The 22,394-nt window shown below is 63.4% G+C and carries 21 protein-coding genes; 6 read left to right on the top strand and 15 right to left on the bottom strand.

The window, feature by feature from the left end; all coding sequences use genetic code 11:
* Positions 1 to 74 precede the first annotated feature (74 nt).
* The 3 genes from EAH73_RS21590 to EAH73_RS21580 all read right to left on the bottom strand — a co-directional run bounded on the left by EAH73_RS21590 (position 75) and on the right by EAH73_RS21580 (position 5,570).
* A complete protein-coding gene (locus tag EAH73_RS21590) occupies positions 75 to 977 on the bottom strand; it encodes a helix-turn-helix domain-containing protein (protein WP_140469511.1) in 903 nt (300 codons plus the stop codon).
* Between the two features lie 290 nt (positions 978 to 1,267).
* Positions 1,268 to 3,004, bottom strand: coding sequence for a hypothetical protein (locus EAH73_RS21585; protein ID WP_140469510.1), 1,737 nt, complete (start codon positions 3,002 to 3,004; stop codon positions 1,268 to 1,270).
* A gap of 142 nt (positions 3,005 to 3,146) precedes the next feature.
* Positions 3,147 to 5,570 (bottom strand): YCF48-related protein, encoded by a 2,424-nt coding sequence (locus EAH73_RS21580; protein WP_140469509.1) that lies wholly within the window; start codon positions 5,568 to 5,570, stop codon positions 3,147 to 3,149.
* A gap of 477 nt (positions 5,571 to 6,047) precedes the next feature.
* Between EAH73_RS21580 and EAH73_RS21575 the strand changes: the two genes are divergently transcribed.
* Positions 6,048 to 6,410, top strand: a complete 363-nt coding sequence (locus EAH73_RS21575; RefSeq protein ID WP_140469508.1) for a hypothetical protein — start codon at positions 6,048 to 6,050, stop codon at positions 6,408 to 6,410.
* Between the two features lie 13 nt (positions 6,411 to 6,423).
* Here the strand turns inward: EAH73_RS21575 and EAH73_RS21570 are convergent, their stop codons facing one another.
* Positions 6,424 to 6,672: a hypothetical protein gene (locus EAH73_RS21570; protein WP_140469507.1), complete on the bottom strand. Its 249-nt coding sequence runs from the start codon at positions 6,670 to 6,672 to the stop codon at positions 6,424 to 6,426.
* Between the two features lie 38 nt (positions 6,673 to 6,710).
* Here EAH73_RS21570 and EAH73_RS21565 point away from each other — a divergent pair, with 38 nt between their 5' ends.
* Positions 6,711 to 7,280: a hypothetical protein gene (locus EAH73_RS21565; RefSeq protein ID WP_140469506.1), complete on the top strand. Its 570-nt coding sequence runs from the start codon at positions 6,711 to 6,713 to the stop codon at positions 7,278 to 7,280.
* Here the strand turns inward: EAH73_RS21565 and EAH73_RS23240 are convergent.
* From EAH73_RS23240 to EAH73_RS21550, 4 genes are all read right to left on the bottom strand, one after another.
* Positions 7,270 to 7,410 carry a hypothetical protein gene (locus EAH73_RS23240; protein WP_161599647.1) on the bottom strand — a complete coding sequence of 47 codons (141 nt, stop codon included), beginning with the start codon at positions 7,408 to 7,410 and terminating at the stop codon, positions 7,270 to 7,272. The two genes, EAH73_RS21565 and EAH73_RS23240, sit on opposite strands and share 11 nt — an antisense overlap.
* Positions 7,411 to 7,485: 75 nt before the next feature.
* Positions 7,486 to 8,136, bottom strand: coding sequence for an outer membrane beta-barrel protein (locus EAH73_RS21560; protein ID WP_140469505.1), 651 nt, complete (start codon positions 8,134 to 8,136; stop codon positions 7,486 to 7,488).
* A gap of 121 nt (positions 8,137 to 8,257) precedes the next feature.
* Entirely contained in the window at positions 8,258 to 8,791 is a 534-nt protein-coding gene (locus tag EAH73_RS21555; RefSeq protein ID WP_140469504.1) for a hypothetical protein, read from the bottom strand.
* 215 nt (positions 8,792 to 9,006) lie between these two features.
* Positions 9,007 to 10,695 carry a T9SS type A sorting domain-containing protein gene (locus tag EAH73_RS21550; RefSeq protein WP_161599646.1) on the bottom strand — a complete coding sequence of 563 codons (1,689 nt, stop codon included), beginning with the start codon at positions 10,693 to 10,695 and terminating at the stop codon, positions 9,007 to 9,009.
* Positions 10,696 to 10,882: 187 nt separating this feature from the next.
* Here EAH73_RS21550 and EAH73_RS21545 point away from each other — a divergent pair, with 187 nt between their 5' ends.
* Positions 10,883 to 11,746 (top strand): DNA/RNA non-specific endonuclease, encoded by an 864-nt coding sequence (locus EAH73_RS21545; RefSeq protein ID WP_140469502.1) that lies wholly within the window; start codon positions 10,883 to 10,885, stop codon positions 11,744 to 11,746.
* Positions 11,747 to 11,912: 166 nt separating this feature from the next.
* On the opposite strand, the gene EAH73_RS21540 is transcribed toward EAH73_RS21545, so the two are convergent.
* Together EAH73_RS21540 and EAH73_RS21535 are read right to left on the bottom strand one after the other, a co-directional pair.
* Positions 11,913 to 12,389, bottom strand: a complete 477-nt coding sequence (locus EAH73_RS21540) for a ferritin-like domain-containing protein (RefSeq protein ID WP_140469501.1) — start codon at positions 12,387 to 12,389, stop codon at positions 11,913 to 11,915.
* A 778-nt stretch (positions 12,390 to 13,167) separates the two neighbouring features.
* Positions 13,168 to 13,725: a hypothetical protein gene (locus EAH73_RS21535; RefSeq protein WP_140469500.1), complete on the bottom strand. Its 558-nt coding sequence runs from the start codon at positions 13,723 to 13,725 to the stop codon at positions 13,168 to 13,170.
* Between the two features lie 196 nt (positions 13,726 to 13,921).
* Between EAH73_RS21535 and EAH73_RS21530 the strand changes: the two genes are divergently transcribed.
* Positions 13,922 to 14,305 (top strand): hypothetical protein, encoded by a 384-nt coding sequence (locus tag EAH73_RS21530; protein WP_140469499.1) that lies wholly within the window; start codon positions 13,922 to 13,924, stop codon positions 14,303 to 14,305.
* A 79-nt stretch (positions 14,306 to 14,384) separates the two neighbouring features.
* Here the strand turns inward: EAH73_RS21530 and EAH73_RS21525 are convergent, their stop codons facing one another.
* The 4 genes from EAH73_RS21525 to EAH73_RS21510 all read right to left on the bottom strand — a co-directional run bounded on the left by EAH73_RS21525 (position 14,385) and on the right by EAH73_RS21510 (position 18,091).
* Positions 14,385 to 15,278 carry a TlpA family protein disulfide reductase gene (locus EAH73_RS21525; RefSeq protein ID WP_140469498.1) on the bottom strand — a complete coding sequence of 298 codons (894 nt, stop codon included), beginning with the start codon at positions 15,276 to 15,278 and terminating at the stop codon, positions 14,385 to 14,387.
* A gap of 214 nt (positions 15,279 to 15,492) precedes the next feature.
* Complete coding sequence (locus EAH73_RS21520) at positions 15,493 to 16,296, bottom strand: Fic family protein (RefSeq protein ID WP_140469497.1); 804 nt, start codon at positions 16,294 to 16,296, stop codon at positions 15,493 to 15,495.
* A 555-nt stretch (positions 16,297 to 16,851) separates the two neighbouring features.
* Positions 16,852 to 17,550: a nucleotidyl transferase AbiEii/AbiGii toxin family protein gene (locus EAH73_RS21515; RefSeq protein WP_140469496.1), complete on the bottom strand. Its 699-nt coding sequence runs from the start codon at positions 17,548 to 17,550 to the stop codon at positions 16,852 to 16,854.
* Entirely contained in the window at positions 17,543 to 18,091 is a 549-nt protein-coding gene (locus EAH73_RS21510) for a hypothetical protein (RefSeq protein WP_140469495.1), read from the bottom strand. The genes EAH73_RS21515 and EAH73_RS21510 overlap by 8 nt, the downstream gene beginning before the upstream one ends.
* A 416-nt stretch (positions 18,092 to 18,507) precedes the next feature.
* Between EAH73_RS21510 and EAH73_RS21505 the strand changes: the two genes are divergently transcribed.
* Positions 18,508 to 19,251 (top strand): ParA family protein, encoded by a 744-nt coding sequence (locus tag EAH73_RS21505; protein WP_140469494.1) that lies wholly within the window; start codon positions 18,508 to 18,510, stop codon positions 19,249 to 19,251.
* A 14-nt stretch (positions 19,252 to 19,265) separates the two neighbouring features.
* Positions 19,266 to 19,745, top strand: a complete 480-nt coding sequence (locus EAH73_RS21500; protein ID WP_140469493.1) for a hypothetical protein — start codon at positions 19,266 to 19,268, stop codon at positions 19,743 to 19,745.
* Positions 19,746 to 19,912: 167 nt separating this feature from the next.
* Here the strand turns inward: EAH73_RS21500 and EAH73_RS21495 are convergent, their stop codons facing one another.
* Positions 19,913 to 20,830, bottom strand: coding sequence for a replication initiation protein (locus EAH73_RS21495; RefSeq protein ID WP_140469492.1), 918 nt, complete (start codon positions 20,828 to 20,830; stop codon positions 19,913 to 19,915).
* Positions 20,831 to 22,394: the final 1,564 nt, after the last annotated feature.

The raw sequence follows: 22,394 nt of genomic DNA, 5'->3' as shown, positions 1-22,394 counted from the left end.
AATAGGATGGGTGAATGTGTTTCACAAAGGTCCCCGCTCCCAGCTGGGCCTCGTTATGCCATTCAATCCAAATCCTATGAATTCTCCCTCCCTTGTTGGCGGTACTGATGCGGAGGGTGCCCGGTCTGCTTTTTAAAGAACGTATTGAAGTTAGAGGCGTGCTCGAAGCCCAGGCAGGCGCCGATTTCGGCCAAGCTCCAGTCGCTGTGCCGCAGCAGAGCTTTGGCCTCGGCCACTAAGCTGGCCGCGAGGTGGGCAGTGGTGGTCTGGCCTGTTACTTCTTTTAGGGCTTTGTTGAGGTGGTTGGGGTGCACGGCCAGGTGCCGGGCGAATTCATTCGCGTTTTTGAGCGCCAGCACTTGCTGCGGCGTCACCAGGGGAAACTGCTGGGCCAGCAAATCCAGAAAACGAACGCTGAGGCGGGTAGCGGCCGTGCCCGGCGGATAATCCGCCAAGGCCGGAACGAGCTGCAACGACTCGTGCAACAGTAGTTGCACGTAATGACGCAGCACCTCCTGCTTGTGGATGTACGCAGATGGCAGTTCCCGAAGCAACTGCTCGAAGAGGCCGCTGAGCCGGTCGACGGCGGCCGGCGGCGGAAACAGCACCGGGGCGCCCCCCACCCGAAACAGCGGCGAGCTGGCCACCGAACCTGATTTCAGCGGTTGGGTCACAAATTCCTCCGTGAACAGGCACGCATAGCCGGTGGGGCGGCCGGCCAGTCGCTGCCAGGAATGAGGAATCCGGGGATTGGCAAAAATCAAGGCGGGCTCCCGGATTTCGATGCGTCGGTTGGCGTACGAGAAGATGCCCTGCACGTTGCACAACAGCTTTATCTTATAAAAATCCCGCCGCAGAGACGGGAAGGAATCGGCGGGCGTGACATCCTCAATCCGGTAGGCGCTGACCTGCCCAGTAGCAGGCTGTCCCAAGCCGTACCGGTAGTAATACTCGGCGATAGTTTCGCTTCCGGGCATACCGTAAAGTTATGCCATTCAAATGAAATCCTGCTAAGCATGACTAGCCCGCGAAACAGCTTAGCGTAATTTTCCGCCCCGTTGTAACGAGAACCCCTACCACGGCCTGCCCGCGCCCGTCGTCAAGGCCGACCTCCACAAAGCAGCCGCGGCCCTCCCCGGCGCAGTGGTAGCGGTTAACGCCACGCGCTTCGTCCCAGCGCTGGGCGAGGTAGGTGCCGTGCTGGATGATTCAGCACAGCGGCACGACGGGCGAGCGTAGGCGGGAGGTGTCGAAAGGCACAGCGCCCCTACCACACGCTCACCCGTTGCGCCGGTAGTTCGCCGAGCGTCCGTCCCTGGGCATCCTGGGCGGTCAACCGGACCCCGTACAGCCCCGGGGCCAACCCGGCCAGTGGCAGGGGGCCGCCCGCCGTGCCCAGCCGGTGCCGGCCGACGGTGCGCCCGGTCGCATCGAGCAGGGTGAGTTGCACGTGGGTCGCCCGGGCAGGCAGGCCCGCGAGGGCAAGCGTGGCCGCCGCGTGGGCAGGGTTGGGGTACAGGTGAACGCGGGTGCCCGGCAGCGTGGTCGCCCCGGTGGTGGCCAGCGGCGTTTGGGGAACGGCCGCCGCCAGGTACGAAGTGCCGGCCGGCACGGCGGTGGCACCGATGGTGGTGGCCGCGGTGTTATAGGCCTGCACGTAAAGGCGGTCATTGAGCAGCAGCAGCGAGTAAAGGAAGTCGTAGCTGGTGCTGCCCAGCCGTCCCGCCCAGACCGGGGTCGCCCCGGTGGGCGTTTCCTCGAGGCGCAGGGCGTAGAGGTCCGTGTTGAGGGGGTTGCGGTTGCGCAGCACCGTGCGGCCCAGCGTGACCGAGTCGCCGGAGAAGCTGCCCCCCACGTAAAGCTGGCCGCCCGCGCGCAGCAGTTGCTCAACCGCCGTGTCGCCCGCGCCCGGTACGGCCGCGGCCCACTGGAAGCTGCTGCTGGGGCCGGCGTCGGTGAGGCGGGCCAGGAAGGGGGTGTTGGCGCCGCGGGCCGTGTCCCGCGCGGCCAGGGCGAGGCCGGGGCCCAGCGCCAGGCGGCGGCTGCCGGTGTTGCCGCCCAGGTAGAGGGTGCTGCCGTTCAGCGCCAGCGCCCGGACCACGTCGGTGCCGGTGCCGCCCAGGTGCTGCACCCACACGGGCGCGACGGCGGGGCCCGTGTCCGTCAACTTAATCACGAAGGCATCGGTCGAGGTGCCGGTGCCGGTGTTGGGCAGCGGGGTGCCGCCGATGGTGCTGGTGTTGAAGTAGTCGCCGGCAAAGTACAGGTTGTTGCCGCTCATCGCGAACGCATCGGCGTTTTCGTACGTGGCGCTGCCAATGCACTGCGCCCAGGCCACGGTGGCCGTGCTGCCCGCGTCCGTGATTTTGACCACCAACAGGTCGTCGGCGTTGTAGGCCAGGGCCTGGTTGCTCTTGGCCGTTTTGGTGTCCCACTTCATGGTGCCCGACAGGTCGCCGGCCAGGTACACGCTGGTGCCGTTCACGCCCAGGCCCACCAAATCGCTCAGGTAGTCGTTGACCCCCACCTTGCCCCACTGCCAGGCGGCGCGGCTGCCCTGGTCGGTGAGCTTGGCCACAAACAGGCAGAAGCCGGCGGTGGTGGTGTACGTCGTGGCCCCGAAGGTGAGCCGGGCGGTGGTGGCGGCAGGGGCGCGGGTGGTGCCCGCCAGGTAAATGCTGTTGCCGACCACCACGAGTTCGCGGGCACTCTCCCCGCCGTTGCCGCCGGTGCTGGTGGCCCAGAGGTAACGCCCGGTGCTGAGGCTGTACTTGCCCACGAAGATGTCGCCGGTGTAGCTGCCGTAGTAGTTGCGGGTGCTTTCCAGCGTGGTGCTGCCCAGGTGCACGCGCCCGGCGATGGAGCCCGCCACGTAGAGGTTGCCCTGCCCGTCGGGCACGACCTTGGTCACGTACACGCTGCTGTCCGCCACGCGCTGGCTCAAGGCCACGACGGGGTCCCAGGTGATGGGTTGCTGGGCCTGGGCGTGTAAAACGGTGGCCACCCATAAGACGGCACATAGTATAAGTTGCTTCATAGCTATTAAAGATAGGCTGGAGTGAAAACGAGGGTTGCGTGTCAACACGTTGCCTTATAGATATTTTCCAAGTAATAGGTGCTCATAGAAAAGAAGCTTGATGCGACGGCTAGTGCTTTTCGATACGGCGGCGGTACACCTGGTTGCCCACGCTGACGCGCAGCAGGTAGAGCCCGGCCGGCAGGCTGGTGAGGTCGATGCCCCGGCCGCTGCCGTGACGCACGTGTCTCCCTTGCAGCGAGTAGACCTCGATGCTCGTGGCGGGCGGACTTTGGGGGGGCACCACGCGCACGTAGCCGGTGGTCGGGTTGGGGTACGCGGCCGGCTCTGGCGCAACCAACGCGGGGGTGGTGAAAACCGTGTCGGCGCTGTAGAAACGCGCTCCGTTGTGGGTAAAGCGCAGGCGCATCCGGTATGCGGTCGCGGGCCGTAGCCCGCGCGGCACCGCCGCCCGCACCGAATCGCCGCCGTACCAAGGCACGGGGAACGCCGCCACGGTTTGCGCCTGGACGAAACCGGGGCCAGCCGCCGGGGCGTACTCAAACCCTACGCTGTCGACAAAGCAGGCGGGGTGGCGCAGCGTGGCCGCCAGCAGGGCGCTGCTGTCGGTGAGCGCCACGGGGGTCAGCACGTGCCCTTCGAAGGGCACGTGACCGGCAATGTCGGCGTTGCGCACCAGCATGCCGCCGCCGCCGCCCAGTACGAGCGCCCGTCCGCCCTGCGTGTACCCCATCGCCTGCGAGCCCAGGTCGCGCTCCCAGAGCCACGTGCGGCCGCCGTCGGTGGTGCGAAAAATGCTGCCGTTGTCGTCCTGCACGCAGCCCACTTCGCGGTCGCGGAACTGCACGTGGGCCGGGTGGCCACTGCCGTAGGACCGGCTGCGGTTCAGGGGCGTGGCGGCCCAGGTGCGGCCGCCGTCGGTTGTTTTTTGCACGTAGCCCTCCTCGCCGATTACGTAGCCCACCTGGGCGTCCACGAAGTAAACGTCGGCCACCGAGCGGAAGTAGGGCGCGTTGACCGACTGCCAGTTCTGGCCCCCGTCGCGGGTGGTGTATAATTCGCCGTAGCGCACCGCAAAGCCCACGCTGGCGCTCACGAAGTGCAGGTGCCGCAGGCCCACCGCGCTGGCACTCGTCAGGGTTTGCCACGTGCGCCCGCCGTCGGTGGTGCGGGCAAAAAGCTGGTCGAGGCCGTTGTAATCGCCGCTCACGTAGCCGGTCTGCGTGTCCACCATGCAGAGGCTCAGCAGCTGCACGCCGTACGGCGTGCCCAGCGTGGGCTTGAGCTGCGCCACGGTCCAGGTGCGGCCGCCGTCGTCCGAGCGGTGCACTTGGGCCGAATTGCCGGCGACGAGCAGCGTGCGGGCGTCGGGGCAGGCCAGCTGGTTCCCGCTGCCGCCAAAGGGCAGCACGGCCCACGTATCGCCGCCGTCCCCGGTCTTGAGCAACCCGTTGGTGGTCAACGCGTAGCCGTCCAGGCCGTGCCCGGGAAATACCACGTCCAGCACGTTGCCCACGAGCGGCGACAGCCCCTGCCAGGTGCGCCCGGCGTCGGTGGTGCGGACGATGGTGCCCTGGCGGCCCTGCCCCACCGCGTAGGCGTCGGTGGGCGAGGTGAAGCGCACCCCGTTCCACTGCGTGCCCCCGTACAAGCCGCCGGTGGCCGCCGCCCCGACGGCCGTCCACGACAAGCCGCCCGAGTCCGTGGCGTACATCACGCCGTATTCGCCCACGGCCAGGCCCACCCGCTCGTTGGCAAAGTGCATGTCGACGATGCCCTCCAGGAACGAGTGCGTGTACAGCGCCCAGGTGAGCCCCCCGTCGGCGGTGCGCAGCAAGTCCCGGTAGCCCCGGCGGGCGAACCCGACCCGGCTGTTCAGAAAATAGAGCAGGGTGATGGCCGACGGCTCGTAACTCACTTCCGAGCGTTTGGCCCACGTGGCGCCCCCGTCGGTGGTCTTGTAGATGCGGCCGCCGCCCGCTCCCACGAAGCCGACGCGGCCCGACACGAAGCAACTGCTGCTGATGTCCCGCACGTCGGGCCCCAGCTGCGCCACGGTCCAGGTGCGGCCGCCGTTGACCGAGCGCCGCAGGGTGGCGTTGGCCCCTACTTCCACGACGGTGTCGGCGCTGATGGCGTGCACGCGCGCGTAGGTGAGTTGGAGCGGCGGCGGGTTAGGGCCGTAGTACGCGCTGGGGGCCGGCTGGGGGGCCGCCGATACGCGGACCCACGTGGCGCCCGCGTCGGCGCTGCGCCACAGCACGCCCGCCCGGTTGAGCAAAAAGCCTGTCCCGTCGCGTGAAAAATCAACGCTGACCAAGTTGTCGTCCCGGCGTTCTTCGCGCCAGTGCTGGCCCGCGTCATCGGTGCGCAGCAAAGTGCCCGTGCTCTGCACGACAAACCCGCGGTTGGCGTCCACGAACCGCACCACCTGGTTGGCGTACGGGTTGGGGTAAGGGTTTAACCACTGCCACTGGGCTTGCACCGGGAAGACCAGCAGCCAACTGCCCCACACGAAAAGTAAAAATTTCATCAAATTATTAGACAGAATAAAGTACAGGATAGCGAAAGCGAACAAGCGGTATCTTCATCACTGTCAGTGGCCTAAACCCGTTCCAAAGCTAGTTGCCGGCACGAGAAAAATCACGTGGTCCCGGCAGGAAACCTTGTCCTTGCCCCAAGCGTTTTTGTCACACGTGCGAGGTCCTGGGGCAGGACGTCGAAGGCCTGTTCAGCGCAATCCCTGGCCGCGTGTACCGTGACCGGTACGACCTTCTGTGTTCTCCACAAAGCCCCGCCACGAACGAAAGCCCGCGCGGGTACCAAGCGAGGGAGAAGCAATGTCGGGGGACGGGGCTACTAAGCGAACCGAAACCACGCGGCAGCCCAAGTGGCTGGTCTTTCAAGTGGCGGGTCGTTGCGGAAGCATCCGCCGCCCCAACGCAGCCGCGCAAGTAGCGGGGGCTGGCGTACCCGGCCCCGCCATCGCCCGCCGGCCGTAGCTTGGGGCATGAAATACCTGTTCTTCGTTGCCGCCTGGTTGCTGGCCGGGGCCGCCCACGCGCAGCGCCCGCCCAAAGTGCCCTTGCCGCCGGTCCCGGTCGTGTACTGCGAGCTGATCGCCCGGCAATCCTACGTGCTGATTGCCCTGCAGCTTGATTATGGCCAAGAAAAGCCCACCAACGCGCAAGACGCGGACCTCGCGGTCGACGCCGCCTACGTCGCCAAGCTGGCCTCTGCCGCGGCCGCCCTGAACTACCTCTACGGCCGGGGCTGGGAGTGCGTGGGCAGCGCCGCGGCCCCCTACGATGCCGACAAAAGCGGCACGGTGCGCACGGGCGTGCACTACCTGCTGCATCGCCGCGCCCCGTGATCTACAGTTCGATTTACAGTTCCGCCGGCAACCGCACCGACGCGGCATAGTCCGCCAGCGGTGCGGCACTGCGGAAGCTACGCAGCCGCACCAGCTCGTTGGCGTGCGTGTCGTAGTAGAGCTCGACAAAAAAGCCGCTGGGCATATGGTACAGGTTCACGCCGTCCTCCTCTTCCCAGCGCCGGGCCAGGTAGGTGCCGGCGGCGAAGACGGCCGCCAGCTGTTGCTCAAAAGTTAATTGGTTGAATTCGTAGAGCGTCATGGGCCCAAATTACCGTGCCCACGCTTTATTTTGGGTGCATGCCACACGCCAACAAACCACAAGCTGAGCGCCACAAGGCCCTGCGCCAGCAAGCCCGGGCCGGTGACCCGGTGGCGCAGGCACAAGTAGACGAGCTAAACGCCCGCAACCGCGCCTCTGTGGCCAAAGCCAAGGCCGCGGGCCGTAACTACTGGGCCCCGGAAATCGAAGCTATCCGCCGCGCCAAGAAACGGGCGGCCGTGGTGCTGACGCCCGAGCAGGCGGAAGAGGCCCGCCAACGCCAAGAGTACCGGGAGCACCGGGCAGCGGTGAAACGCAAGCGCGAAGCGGCCGCGGCCGCCCCGCCAAAACCCGTACTGTCCGCCGAAGAGCAGGCGGCGCAGGCGCGGGAACGCAACCTCGCCGCTAACCGCGCCAGCTACCGCGCCCTGCGGGAGCGCGTGGCAGCGGGCGACCCGGACGCCCGGGCCAAATACGAAAAACGCTTGGCCGACAAACGCCAGCAGAACGCGGATAAAGCTGTTAAGCTGACGTCCGAGCAACGCAGCGAAATCAATCGAGTGGGCGCACTTAAGCGGTGGGGCAAGCGCGCGGCCCCTAGCGAATGATGACCGTGAAGTCCAGATCGTGCAGGCTGGCGATGTAAGCCAGCACGCGCTGGCGCAGGTTGGCCACGGCTTCGGCTTCGTCGGCCCCGTAGCCGTAGTTCACGCGGGCCGGCAAGTCCACGTCCGTCATGGATGCCTCGACCGATTGGGTTTTGCCTTTGCCGTCGTTGTAAAGCTTGACCCTGCCGTGGTGCGTGTTGCTGGCCTAGTTGGCGCCAAACGTGTAGTGGGCCCCGACCAGCGCGTTGAGGAAGAGCCGGTCGCTGAAGGAGTCATAATACCCGCGGTTTAAGGCTGCGTTTACTAACGCGTTGGCCGTGAGTTCCACGCGCGGGGTGAGCGCATAACGCACGGCGGGGCCCAGGGACAGGCTGTAGGTGTTGTCGGAGTACCGTGTGTCGGTGCCTTCGTCCTCGCGGCCGTTCGTGTAGTGCACGGTGTAAATAGTGTGGCTGGCCGTGTGCACCAGCATCAAGCCGCCCAGCGCATCGACGCGCCAGCGGGCCGTGGGCGCGGTAAACGTGTAGCGGGCCAGCACTGGCACCGACAAGAACCGATCCTGGGTAGTGCTGGAGTAGATCGTGCTGGGCGCCCCGTTGGGGTCGCTCAATGTATAGCCCGCGTGCTGCCAGCCGAGCCCGATGCCCAGCTGCAGGGCCCAGCGCGGGCTTAGTTGCCCGCCCGCCGTAAGCGTCGGGCTGTAAATCGCAGGGGTGCTGTACCGCTGAAACGGTGCGCTCGTCAGTACGCTGGCCCCTAGGCCAACGTAGTAGTGGGGAGCAGTCGGCGTCGTTTGGGCCGTGCCCAGCAGGGGCAAACTGGCCAAGCCAGCCAAGAGCAGTAAGCGGAAATACATGAAGGAAGGGAAAGGTGGCGGCAGAAGGCCTTAAAAGTAGTTAAACGGCTGGCGGCAAGTACCAAGTAGAGCCGCTAGGGCTGGCGCCGGGTTGCACGGGCCGGCCTGCTGGCCGAAGCGCTCACAGGCGTTCGGGCCCCTGGGGCAGCAGGTGCGACGACGTGATGGCGGCCAGGGCTTGGCGGTGATCGGGCGGCTGCGTGGCACGGGTGCGCCAGTGGGGCTGGCGCAGCCAGGCGGCAAGGCGGGCCGCCAAGGGCGTTGGCCCCGGGCGGGCCTCGTGGCGGGCCAGGCGGGACAGGAGCCGGGCGGCAATGACCTCCCAGTCGGGCTGCAGGGCGTCGGTGAGGGCGGGCCGGCGGTCGGCCAACGCCTGGTGGGCCGTAGCCAGTGCGGTCCGGTAGCGGGGCAGCAGGTCCTCTACGTGGCCGTCGTAGCGCCTCAGGGTACTTAAGGCGTAGCGGAGCTCGGCCACGCGTTCGGCTTGCCAGTCGCTGAGGTCTTCGCGGGCCTCCTGGGCCGCGCAGTACGCGGCCAGGGGCACCAAGGCCTGCGCGAGCTGGTAGCGGAGCAGTTCGTGGGTCTGCTCAGAAATGAGCGGCGCCGACAGGGGCGGACGGAAGGGCCCTGGGACGGAGCGTTCGGCGGACGGCATGGGCAGGAGGGGCAGTGGCGCGACAAGTACGCAGCGGCCCCGCAAGTGGCCAAGCGGATCCCGTCGGCGTGGGCGGGCGGCGGGAGCAAATTGGGGTTGACGGCCGGGGCAGGCGCAGGGGCAAGTCCTTTGTCCGGCGGCCAAAGGATTTGCGAATGATTGACCAGCCCCTGCCAACGAAGTCTAGCACTCCGCGTCAGCGCCTGGGGCACGGCTTACTCCACCGTTAAGTGGTGCACACTCTTGGCGGCGGCGGTCTGCACGCGCACCAGGTACCCGCCCGGCCGCAGGCCTGTAAGATCTATTTCCTGGACCAGCCCCGCGGCCGACACGTCCACGGTTTGGACCCAAACGAGCCGCCCCAGCGCGTCGGTTACGCTCACGCGGGCGGGCCCCCGGCCGGTCCCCGCCGGCCAGCGCAGGGTGGCGGCCGTGCGGGCCGGGTTGGGGTACAGCGTCCCCGGCCCAGCCGAAACCGGCGGGGCATTGGCGAGCACGACATTGTCCACGAGGGCCGCCACAAACCCGGACGACGGGCCCACCGTGTTCGTCAAAGTGACGGGGCCAAACGCGGCGGGCGGTGCGAAAACCCCACTCACGTACACGGTCGCGCCAGCGGCGGCCAGCGTGCTCAGGTTTTCCGTGCCGGGCCCGCCCGCGCGCTGCGCCCAGTCGAAGCGGCTGGTCGGGCCCGTGTCCCGGAGCTTGGCCACGAACAGGTCGTTGGTGGCCCCGGTGGGGTCGGCGTTGGCCAATGGGGTATTGCCCACGGCGGTCGCGGCGCCGCGGAAGAACCCGTCCACGTACACGTTGGTCCCGACCACGGCCAGGCCGGTGGCCCCCTCGTCGGTCGGGCCGCCCGCTGCTTGGGCCCAGGCGAACGCCGCCGTGGGTCCCGCGTCCGTCAGCTTGGCCACGTACGCGTCGGCGCCCCCCGCGTTCAACAGCTGCGCGTCACCAAACCCGGCGGCCGCGCTGGTAAAGGCCCCGGCGATGTACACGCTGGCGCCGTTGGCGGCAATGGCCGGAGCCGTCTCGGCTCCAGGGCCGCCCGCGCGCTGCGCCCAGGTAAGGCGGCCGGTGGCCCCCTCGTCGGTGAACTTGGCCACGTACGCGTCGGTGCCCCCGGCCGAGGCGAGGCGCGTCGTGCCGAAGGCCGCCGTGCCCTCAAACGTACCCGTCGCGTAGACGTTGGCGCCCACCACGGCGAGCCCGTTGCAATTGTCGTTGCCCGTGCCGCCGGCGGATTGCGCCCACGCAAAGGCCGCCGTGGGCCCGGCGTCCACCAGCTTGGCCACGTAACCGTCCGGGGGGCTGGACGTGCCGTTGAGGCTGGTCGAGGCGTTGGTCAGCGTCGTGGCCCCCAACTGCACGGTGCCGGGCCCGAAGAAGCTCCCGCCCATGTACACGTTGCTGCCGTTTACCGCCAAAGCGTAGGCCGCGTTGCTGCTGGTGGCGGCGGCCGGTTGCTGCGCCCATACGAAAGCGGCGGTGGCCCCGGCGTCGACCAGCTTAGCCACGAACAAGCTGTTGAAGGCCCCCCCGGAGGCCAGCGCGGCGGGACCAAAGGCGGCGGCGAGTCGGTACGTGCCGCCCACGTACACGTTCGCGCCGCTGACCGCCAGCGTGCGCACGTAATCGGCCTCCGGGCCGCCCGCCGCCTGGGCCCACACGAATTGGCCGGTCGCCACGTCCCATTTGGTGACAAACATGTCTAAACTGCCCGCCACGCTGCTAAGGGTGGTCGTGCCCAACGTGACGGTGCCGGAGAACACCCCGCCCAGGTACACGTGGCCCGCCGCATCGGTGGCCGAGGTCAGGACGCTGGCGTAGCCGCTGTTCGGGCTCAGGGCCACGGCGGTTTGCCAGGCGGGGGCCTGCGCCCGGGTTCCCCAGGTCGTCAACAGCAACGCGAGCGCCAGTACGATCCGGTAACGGGGTGCCCAAGCGAAGGGGGGTAACGGTATAGTCATAGAAAAGCAGTGAAACGAAGAAAGAATGCGCAGACGGGTAAACCAACCGGTAAAAATAGGCGGAGGGCCCCGCAGGTCCTAGCGCCACGCCCCCATCTTTGCACCATTATTCTTTGTTATGAAACACCTGTTTACCCGCCTCAGCGCTTGGGCCCTGCTGGGGCTGCTGGCCACGGCCTGCACCAAAACCGACGAAGTAGCCCCCACGTCGCCGGCTACCGCCACGCGCGATAACAACCTGGCCCTGGGCAACCCCAGCGGCGCCACCACGAGCCCGTCGTCGCCCACCAACTACCTGCTGGTGAAAGACCAGTACACGCTCTCCTACAACCGTGACCAAGGAAAGCCGAATTGGGTGAGCTGGCACCTGAGCACCGCCTGGGAAGGTAGTGCGCCGCGAAAGGATGACTTCGCGGCCGACGCCAGCCTGCCCAGTGGCTGGTACCAGGTGAAGGCGTCGGACTACAGCGGCTCGGGCTTTGACCGGGGCCACAACTGCCCCAGCGCGGACCGCACGGGCTCGGCCGCCGACAACACGGCTACCTTTTTGATGAGCAACATGATGCCCCAGGCCCCGAACAACAACCAGCAGACCTGGGCGGGCCTGGAGAACTACGCCCGGGCGCTGGCCGACGCCGGCAACGAGCTCTACGTCGTCTGCGGCTCGTACGGCCGCGGTGGCACGGGCAGCAATGGTTACGCCACCACCGTGGCCGGCGGCAGAGTCACCGTGCCCGCCCGCTGCTGGAAGGTGCTGGTGGTGCTGCCCGTCGGCACGAACGACGTGGCCCGCATCAGCGCCACCACGCGCGTGATCGCCATCGACGCACCCAACGACAATTCGCTCAGTTCCAGCTGGGGCACTTACCGCACCAGCGTGGACGCCATCGAGGCGGCCACGGGGTTGGACCTGCTCTCGGCCTTATCGACGGGGCTGCAAAGTACCTTGGAGGCCCGCCCCGATGCAGGCCCAACGAACTGATGCCGCGCAGGGGAAGGCAACGTCGGCCTCCTGCGCGGGTGCTGCTTATTGGGCGGCTGCCGCCTCCGTAACGTTCACCAGAAAGGGGCCCGCACGGACTTAGTGCGGGCCCCTTTGTAAAGAGCCGTTGGGTCGTTTTCAGCACCAAGTCACCCGCGTCGGGGGCTTATTTTGGCAGGATGTGCTTGGCCAGGGCGGTGTGCTGCTCATCGGCCTGTTTGGCCTCGCTCAAGCACAGGTGCAGGTCTTGCGCCGCTTGGCTCAGGCCCACTTGTTCGGCGTAGGTGCGCAGGGTGCCGAAGGAGGCAATCCAGTAGTGCAACGCCAGTTGGCCGGCGGCGATGATGCCCAGGTCCCGTGAATAGTCGTCTGTGGCTTCGCCGCGGATTTTCTTGCTCACCTTGAAGTGGGCGTCCAAGATGGGGTTTTCTTCGTCGCCTTTGCCGCCGGCGGCTTCGAACGCGCGGTCGATGCGCGTGGCCCATTGTTTCGCCTGGTGGTTGCCCTGCTCGAGCGCGGCTTGGAGTTGCGCGTCAACGGCGTCGTCCTGGATGTCGTCCGTCGCTTGGGCCGCGATTTTGCTGCCGGCTTTCAGGGCGGCCAGGCCTTGCTGGAGGAGGGTGTTCAATGAATCGTTTGCCATGGTAGGGAAGGGAAAGGGTGTCTGCTCCTTACGCCACGGCCTGTGCGGAGGCTACCTAAAAACACGATTTTACGTAGTATTCGCGCCCTTTCTGCGGTTTGTGCCCACTTCGGTTGTTCGGGTTCAGGCGGTCTACGGGCTTACCCGTTGCCCTTTCGCGTGGCCCACCGGTTGGGTCTTCTGGGGCCATTGCTCGGGCCCGGCAACGCACGGGGGAGGCCTGCCTCGGCAGCGGTCCCCCCGGTTGCTGGCGTTTCGGGTTCCTTGGTGCCGCGCCCGGGCTTCTTCAATGGCGCCGAACATGCGCACCTGCAAGCGCGCCAATGCCCAACAGTTCGCCCGGGGCCCAGCGGGCTAACTGGGTGGCCGGCGCAAAGTGGGGCAAGCGGGCGGGCAGGGCCCAAACCAAAGCCCCGCTGGTGGGCGGGGCTTTGGTTTGGGCTACATATTGAAAAAATTCTGCTTACGAATTTTCCCGTTGTGTACGTGCTTGCGGTCCCGGATGCGCTGGTTGACCCGTTGGCGGTGCTTAGGAGCGTGCGCTAGCTGCTGCGTCGTGCAACTAGCCAAGAGCAGCGAGAGCAGCAGGAGGAATACAGCTTTCATAAGCAATCGGGCGCAGTCTATACCAATTGCCTACGAAAAAGCCCCGCGGGGGGGCGGGGCTTACGGGTTTACTATGGTAGCTCGTTGGCCTCGAACTCGCGGGCCGCGAAGCCGGGGGCAAGCGCGGGGGCTTTGAGAAACGAGGTAGAATAGGCCGGCCCGCGCCGCCTGGTCATTGCAAAACAACGGGTACTTGCTCAAAGGAGCCGGCCACGCGCTGGCCGTTGGGCAGGGGGCACAGGAACGCCCCGCTGACCGTCTTGGTGCTGGGATCGTACACCGACCGTCCCGTGGCTTCCGTGGCCTTCGCGCCCCGCACAGACGCCATGACGGCGTTAATTTCATTGGGCGGGGCGCCCCCCGGACGGGTGCTGAAACGCACCCGCAGCAGCTGGCCGTCGGGGGGCGTGCCCGCGACGATCAGGAACGGGAACGCCCCGTAGCGGACCTGTTCGATCGGTGCACCACCCAACGGGTAGGGCCGCAGCCTGGGCTGGGTAATGGTGAGGGCCGCGGGTTGCGGCCGCGGAAGCGGTGGCAGGGCCTCGCCAGACGTCGCCGCGAACCAGAGCAGGTACCCCAGGAGCCCGAGCAGCCCGAAGGCGCCCACCGCCCCCGCTTTGAACGCCCGGGGCAGGCGCTCGCTACAAAAGAACGCCCGCAGCACCCCAAAGACCACCGCAGGGGCAAACGCGGCGTAAAAAAGTATTACCACAAGACCCGCGAGCATGGCCTGATCGAATAAACGCGGGGAGGAGGGGTTGTTCGGATTATGGCAGGCGCGTGGAAGAACCGGGCAGGGAATGCGCAGCCTCCTGGTAGGGGGCTCCCTCGCGTAGGAATAGAAAACCCCGCTAAGGAATTCGGTTCTGCTCGTTCCTGCTGGGCCCCGCGCCATTGCCCACCCGTTTTCGTTCTTTTACGGCATGGAAGCGCGACTGCACCCGCGCCACCCCCTGGATCAGTACCACCCGTCGCAACTGGAATTTCTGGCGGCGCTGCCGGAAGCGCAACGCGCCTGCCACGCCCGGCTGTTTCGGTTGGGCAACGCCAGCCACCGCTACCAGCAGCAGGCCGCGGGCGCGGTGACAGAAGACGACGTCCGCCACTGGCTCGCAGGCTTGCCGGAGAAGGTGCGGCTAGCCATGGAACGCGATGGCTTCGAGGCCGGCAAGAACAGTCTACCCCGGCGGCGGCACGCGCGGGCGCGCCGCGACTTGGGACCCGGTGCGTTTTTGCAAGCCATCCTCTCCCCCGAGGACGGGACTTATCAGCAGGCGCTGGCCCAGTCACTACCCCCGAAGCAGTAGGGTATTAACAGGGAGAAAAAGCAGTAGTCGACGACCGATTGCGGGCGACCCAATAAGCCTTTGGCGCAAAAGCTTCATGCTAAGGACGTTGGTTTAAGAAAGGGGACGAGACCGGGAACGGAGCGAACGGGCCTTTTCGGGGGGCTTCCCCCCTGCCCAGGGCCCGCCCAGCGGCTGGGCCGGGCCGTCTTGAGCGGGAGGCCAGCGGCACGTGCTGGGCCAGGGCCACCGCCAGGTCGCTCGCGCGGTTGGTGACCCGGGCAATCGTGCCGTCGGGGCCGAGCAGGAAATGGGTGGGGTACTCGAACACGCCCAACGTGTCGGCCAGGTAGGCCTTGCCGGCCGGAACGACGGCAAACTTCACGGCCCGTTCTTTTAGGAAGGTGCGCAAGACGTGCGCCTCGTTGCGGGCCAGGCTCACAAACAGCACCTGCGGGTAGCGGTCGGCCAAGGCGTTGACGGCCGCAAACTCGTCGACGCAGGCCACGCAGCTGGTGTACCAGCACTTGACGACCACGACCCGGCCCCGCGTGCTGGCCGGGGTGTAGACCCGGCCGCGCAAGTCCCGCCAGCGAAAGGCGGGCAGCGGGTGGCCCTCCCAAGCCAGGTTGCGCAGCGCTTCGTCGGCCCGTTGGCGGCTGGTGGCGCGCACCGCGGGGGCGTGATTACCTGCGTAGGGAAAGAGCTGGTAGACGGGCACGGGGCCGTCCGGGCCGTTGCGCAGGGCCAGGACCTGGCCCGCGGCCAGTTGCTGCAGGAAGGCTTTTTTGGGCAGGGGCTGGCCGTCGACGCCGCGGGGACGGTAGTCGCGGGCCAACGGCACGCGGGCGGCGGTGTAGCGGTACCAGGTGTCGAAGTCCCGGGTCAGGGCGTCGAGCTGAGCGGCCGCGCTGGGAATCGCCGGGCGGGGCGGCGAACAGGCGGGCGCGAGCGCGGCGAGCAGCAGCCCAGCGCAGCGGAGCAGGTGTTTCATGCTACAAGCTAGCGCCGAAACGCCTCATGGGCACCCCCTTGGTAGCCGCAGGTAAACGGGCTAGGAGATCAAGCCAAATGCTAGCTTGACCCTATAACGACCATTATGTTACGCAGTGGCGCTAGGCTGTGTCACTGCTTACGGAATACTGGTAACACGAGTAACATGGGTAACACAGGTAATACCAACAACTATGTGCTTTTAATATTGATAATCAATCGATTTGTAGCGTATCGGTATTGGACGGATTGGCTGCCGTAAGCTGGTACATCAATGATTTGCCGTGTTGGCTGCGCATAAACTCCACGAATATGGCCAAGTCCTCTGCCACCCGGCTCTGTTCGAGCGCGGCGAAGTAAGCGCGTCGGTCCTCCCGGAACACAATGGTCAGGGGCGGTTGGCCATAGTAGTGCTGCACGTAGTTCATGAGCAGCCGCGAGGTGCGGCCGTTGCCATCGTTGAACGGATGGATGCCCACTAGGCGCTGATGCGCTTCAAAGGCTAGCTCCAACTGCTCGCGTAGTGTAGCCGCGCCCGGCATCCGTTCGCGCAGGTCGCTGGTGAGGGCCGCCACCAGGGCCGGCACCTTTTGGGCGTTGGGAAAGGAGCTGGCCCCGCCGATGAACACGCTGCCCCGGCGCAGGTCGCCTTGCGTGGGGTCCACCCTACCCAGGGCCGTGTTGGTAGCCCGGCCGGTGGAATGCATTACGGCCGCCGCCAACTTGCGCACCAATGCGGAGCCGGGAAGCTGCCGCGCATCAGCTCGACGCAAGGCCAAGTCGAGGGCGCGGGCGTGGTCGCCCAGCATATCGTAGCCGACCAGCGGCTTGCCCGGTCCCAGGATAGGGGCCGACCCCAACAGGAAGTCAAACGCTTCCAGCACCGTCACCCGCGAGCCCTCTATCATGGTGGAGTGCGCCGATACCATAACTTGGCTGCACTGCTGGCTGGTTTGCTGTCGCCCGGCCGGCAGTTGCTGCACCCGCTGGTTCAATTGCTCAAGATTCGCCCACGTCATGCCGCCGGTCGGTGCGTGGCGGCTCGCATCGCGGCTACTTCCACGGTGGCCAGGGGCAGGGGTGCGGTCAGGCCCGCGCCGGAGATTAAGTCCGCTGCCCAGGCCGCTAGGTCGGCCGCGTAAACCATGCGCCGGCCGGCCTCGTCTCGGTGCTCGGCTGTGCCCGCTATGAACGTTTCCAGACCCGACCGCAGGGCCACTGGCACGTCAACTAGTGCCTGGTCGGCCAAGCATGGCTGAAGGAGCCCGTTCAAGTAATCCCGGAGGGCCTGATAAGCAGCTTCGCCAGCGGAAGTCATACGGAAGAAGCAAAGTGGGTCGCACGCCCAGCAACCAAATATAGCGATTCTGGCCTAAACCAGCCCTGTTTACTCATTGTTTTAATTAGGTAACACTAGTAATACCAGTAACACCAATAATTATGGTAACATAAGTAATACTGGTAATACTCGTTAATTGTGCGAGGATTACCACGTCTGTCCTGGGCTTCTGTACCTGTCGGTGGCGGTAAGCTTGTCGGTCGACGCTGAGCCCTGCTGCTAAACGTCTGTGGCCTCAAGTGTCGGTCGCCAGCTCCCACAGCCGCTGCTGAAGCGCGGCCTGGTAGGCATAGTCCGCGCCGTAGGGTACCGTCCAGGACAGGGCTTCGGCAAAAGCGGGGTGGGCCAGCAACTCCCGCAGCTGCTGCTGGGCATAGGCCCGCGTGCTGGCATCTGCCTGGGCTAGCTCGGCCCGCAGCTCCGCGCGGTTATCGACCAGGTGCACGATGTCCTCCAAGTCTTGGCTCACCCGCAGCTCGCCCCATCCGCGGTCGCGCAAGGCCGCAAGCTTGGTACACAAGAAGTACACCGGACTCAGGACCTGAATGACCGAGTCATCCGGCAAGGTGTAGGGTATTGCCTGAGCAAAGCCCGCCGCGTACCACGGGTTGCCGAAGCCCAGGATGGCCGGGTCGGTGGGCATGATGTCGACGGTCAGGCCCTGGTGGGTCCAGCGACAAATCACGCCCGAGGCCACGTCGTTAACAAACCCTAGGGTGCGCAACTCCTCCTCTAACTGGTAAAAGGCCGTGCGCGGGGCGACTTCCACGATGCAGTCCACGTCCTCCGTGACGCGGGGCTCCGGCGCGCCGGTGGGCGTGGTACTGTACAGGTTGACGACCGCCCCGCCTACGAAGACGACGCGTTCGCGCAAAGGACCAAGCGCGTGGCCCACGGCCAGGAGGCGCGGGATGTTCCGGGAGGCATCAGCCACGGGCGGCGGAGGCTAAAGCGGAAGCGGTAAGCTGCTGCTCGGCTAACTGGCGGGCGAGCTGTACCTCCCGGGGCCGCCCCAGGCGCAGCGCGTCGGTGAGGGCCAGCAGGCCGTAGAGTTGCGCGTCCTGCTGCGCGGCGGCGGGGGCCTGCGGGTAGAGCGGCTCGACCGCGATGCCCCACTGGCTGCCCAGGGCCCCCGGCCACACATAGGCCGGCTCGGGGCCGAAGGTCTGGACCAGGGGAGGGGCACTGGCCCCCGTGGCCAGGCCCCGGGCGGGCGCGCCGGGCTGGACGGCAAAGGCGTAGGGCAGCCCGTAGCAAAGAAAGTCCAGCAGGGCGTGGCGCTGCACGCGCAAGGCCTGCGGGTCGGCGGCCAGCAGCCGACTGAAGCGGCAGCGGGCGAGGGCTTCCGATACCTCCGAAGCGCTCAGGTGCAGCGACTGGGCCAGGTCCTTGCCCAGCCAAGCCTGGTGGGGATGGGCCACCAGCTTGAGCAGCAACACTACATCCTGGGGGCGGAGGCCGTTGAACTTGCGCATGATTTACAATTCGCAATTTGCGGATTGCGAATATACTACTTCGGTATCGAAAGAGCAGCGGCCTGCTATGGAGCAGCCTTGCCCGAACGGTATGCTTGTTTCGGGTTCCGCTTTTTCACCAGGTGATGCGCTGCGCCAACAAGGAGCCCGCTGTTACTGCGAGGGGCGTGGTCAGGAAGCTCGGGGGCGGGCAGTAAGCGGGAGCGACAGGTGTTCGTCGGGCTGCGGATCACCGGGGAATAGGATGTACGCTGAGGAAGCGGTAGGCAAAAAATACAAACAGCTACTGATTAAAAGAATAGCAGCTGTTGCATGAATAATATGCCCGTTATTAGTAACATGGATAATACCGGTAACATGCGTAATAGTAGTACGATAAGTAACATGGGTAACACGCCCGTGCGTATGTTTGCGCCATGAGCAAGATTCTGGCGTTTACAAACCAAAAGGGGGGAGTCGGCAAAACGACGTCCACGGCCAATGTGGGGGCGGCCCTCGCCCGCGCCGGCCAGCGCGTGCTGCTGGTGGACTTGGACCCCCAGACGAACCTGACCAAGGGCCTGGGCCTGGTCGATGCCAAGCACAATGTGTACGGGGCCTTACTGGGCGAATATCACCTTAAGGCTTACCCGCTGCACGACAAGCTGGCGCTGGTGGCCGGCTCGCCCGCCTTGTCGGGGTTTGAAAAGGTGAAGGGCGACGAGTTAGACCGCGAGTTTCTGCTGAAGGAACTGCTCGAACCCGTGCGTGAGCGGTGCGACTACATCTTGCTAGACTGCCCGCCGGCCCTGGGCCTGGTTACGCTCAACGCCTACGCCTGCGCCCAGGCGCTCTACATTCCGCTGGAAGCGCAGATGTACGCGACCGACGGATTAGAAAAAGTGTTGGAGTTGGTGGGCCGGGTGCAGCGGCGACTAAATCCGGGGCTAGTGGTGGGGGGCGTCTTTTTTACCCGCCACGATAAGCGCAAGGTGTTGCGCCGGGAAACCGCCGAGCAGCTGCGGGCGCAGCACCCGGGCCTGGTGCTCGATACGGTCATTCGCGAGAGTATTGCCCTGGGCGAGGCCCCGCACCTGGGCCAGGACATTTTCACCTACGCTCCGCAAAGTGCCGGGGCCACCGACTACCAAGCACTGGTAGCCGAAATTCTTACCCGCTAATCCGTTTGCTTCCCATGGCCAAGACATTCAAGAACCTGCCCCGCCCCGGCGAGGCAGCCGCTCCCAAGCCAACGTCGGAGCGCGACTTTTTCGACCTCAGCGACGAGCGCACGCCAGGCAAAAACGGCCCGGATCCGTCGGAATCGGGGCGTAATACCAGTAATACGGGTAACATTAGTAACACTGGCAATGCTGGCAATGCTGGCATTGCTGCCCAAATGGCGGGTGCTCTTGACTCACCTTTCGTTGTTGCTGCAGCATCGGACGGGGTGCGCCAAACCTTTGTAGTGGGCCGTGGCCACTTGGAGCAATTGCGGGATTACGTACACGCCCGCCGGTCCCAGGGTGAATACACCTATTCCCAGAAACAAGCGCTTCAGGAAGCGTTAAACTTGCTTTTCGCCAGTAGTCCCCCAATCCCGCAACGCCCAGAGCAGACGCGTCGACTGGAGCAGCAGCAACAAGAGCGTATTAAACGGGGGAGGGCAGGCTAGTAGGATGGCCGAAAATGACGGTTTTCGTGGCTTGTAAGCAACTCAGGTGTTTTTTGGCGGCTCCCTTAAATCAAAGGGAGCCGAGCCGCTTAGTGTGCCATTTTTGGTATCACGCTGGAAAGGAGAGTGGCTAATGCTGGTCGTCCGTTCGTTTGACGCAGGGTGTCTTATCGCAGTCCACAGATTTTTAAGAAAAGTCCCCCGGGGTTTTTAGTCGCCTTGATCTTATCCGTTTTGAGTTGGTAGGTGAACTTGAACAACTGCTCCAGGTGCTGAGCGTTGCTGAGGACAGTCGCCACCAATTGTGGTTGGGTAATGCCCAGCGTGTCCAGGTGCTGCTTGGCCGTGATAATGCGGACACTTTCGTCGGGCTGCTCGAAGGGGATGGGTGGCTGCGGCGGCAGCTGGCGAGTAATGGTGAATCTAACTGCGTCGTAGGCCCGACTTTTCTTAATTAGCAAGTAATCGATCTTAAGGTCAGTGTGCTCGCTGACTTGGCGCACAGCGATGTCGAGTACGCGGACCTTGAGCTGGCTGATGTTTTGAAACTGTTCCGGAGCCTTGCCCTTGGGGTCTTTCAGATACAGCATTTGCTTGAACTCGTCCAGTGAATAAGTGCGCGTGGTTTCTTTGTCTTTCCACTGACTCACGAGCTGATAGATACGTTTGGCGTACTTACTGCTCAGCTTTAGGGCCGATTGCAACTGATAGGAGGTGAAGTTATCCTTGAGATTGAACAGGTAGGGCCGAATGGGGGCAGCCAATTGGATCTCTAAACAGCCCTCGCCCTTGATGTACTCCACCTTCTGAAACATCCACATCTGCTGATAGGTCTGGTCATCTTCCACTTCAAACACGCGCGAGCCCATATCAGCCGTGGCTTCGCGCATTTGCTGGTAGTTCCACTGCCGCCCGGTCAGCTGTTCTATGTCCTTGACGTAAATGGTATACTCCTTGTCAGGGGCGTCGTTTCGCTGCAAGCATGAGAGCAAATAGAAGAAAATGTCGAGTTGACAGGCGCTGTAATCGTAGCGAGCCTGGGTAATGGCGTTATGTTGACGTATAACAACTTGGCGATCAACCATGGAGGCAGGCTTTGTAAACAGGCAGAAGTGGTAGGGAAGTGGAGCAAAGATAGACAGAAAGAGTACAAAAAACCACAGTGATAGTTAGTAGTGGTTTTTAGCTTATAAAACGTGAGGGATTGAGTTATAAGGCGTGGTTTTTAGCTTATAAAAAGTGGTTTTCAAAGTATAAAAAGTGGTTTTTAGCTTATAAAAAGTGGTTTTATACCTACGTATACTTTTGATTATCAATGCGTTGCAAGCCCTACAAATAGACAAGTAAAAACAAGTAATCACAAGCTTGTTGTTCGCGCTCAAGGAAAAGCTTCTAAAGGGTAGTGGTTTTAAGCAAGCATCGATAACAAACAAAAAACAACAAACCGACGCTAAATAAGCAAACGCAAAAGGTGATTGCACTTTATCAATATTTAATTTAATATAATTAAGTTAAAACCACTTTTTATAAGTTTTGCGACTATCCACGCACACCATGAAAAACATAGGCAAACGAAGCTAATTTTATTAGATTAGTCATAAAATTTATTATAAAAAGACAACGGATTTACCTTTTCTTGTTCATCTGCAGCTACAAAAACTCACTTTTTATAAGCCAAATCATTTGTGACCGTACAAAAACCACATTCTATAAGTGAGACACGATTGGTTAAACAGTAGATTTTATTCTTAAATCACTGTTTATCAAACATATAATGTGATCTGAATAGCAGTGCAAATATTTCCTGTACAAATGCTACGCTAATCAGCACGTTGACTGGCTGTTAGCGTTTATGTTGTAAGTGATTAATTAACAGAATGTTACGTGAAAAGGTGTTCTGTAGTACTTTCCCTCAGTGGCGTTTCACGGACAAAATGTGGTAGTTGAATCCATGATTTGCCAGACCGCAAGATTCTTATAAAACCTGGGGACGCAGTGCGGAGGTCGACCTGACTGCCCAGACACGCCGAATGGGATTGATTAGGCTAGAACCAAGTTGCAGGCATCCTTTGCTGAATAAACCAGCGTCTTCAGAATCGGTAGGACGAAGGGCGTTAACGAGGGGCAAGCGAAGTCAGAGCAGGGCGCGCAGAAACAGGGTAAGGTACCAAGCCATTACCTGATACTCCAGCACCATTGGCAGAAGAAAGTAGGTGAAATCGATGGACACGGAAGGCGTTGAGACAACCCGTTATTGGGTTGGGTATTTCATCAAACAGCGCATTCGGAAGGATAAAAAATTGTATTATATTTTAGGTAGTGCTGATTGGCTGACGGTCGCGATAGCTGTTTTTTCTGTAGTGTGTTGAATGAATAGTATTTGATTGGTTTACTACCGGGTTAGGGCAAGAAGAAAAAGTTTAGCGCGAAAAGAACACTTGAGATTATTACACAAAGAGGGGACCGGGACAATCAAGTAAAGTCCGTTCAAATGAGGTGGTTTGGTAGTAAGTGCCGTTAAGTGGAGTAAGAATTCAAGGTAGAATGCTAGTTAGTTATCCAGTGGAGGAATTGAGCAACGAAGAGTGAAGCCAGCTACTTGATCATCTGGATGAGGCGTCTAAGGGCAACTAAAAGGGATTATTAGGC

Source organism: Hymenobacter nivis (assembly GCF_006439025.1).
GTDB lineage: Bacteria > Bacteroidota > Bacteroidia > Cytophagales > Hymenobacteraceae > Hymenobacter > Hymenobacter nivis_A.
This window is presented reverse-complemented; position numbering and strand designations above follow the sequence as displayed.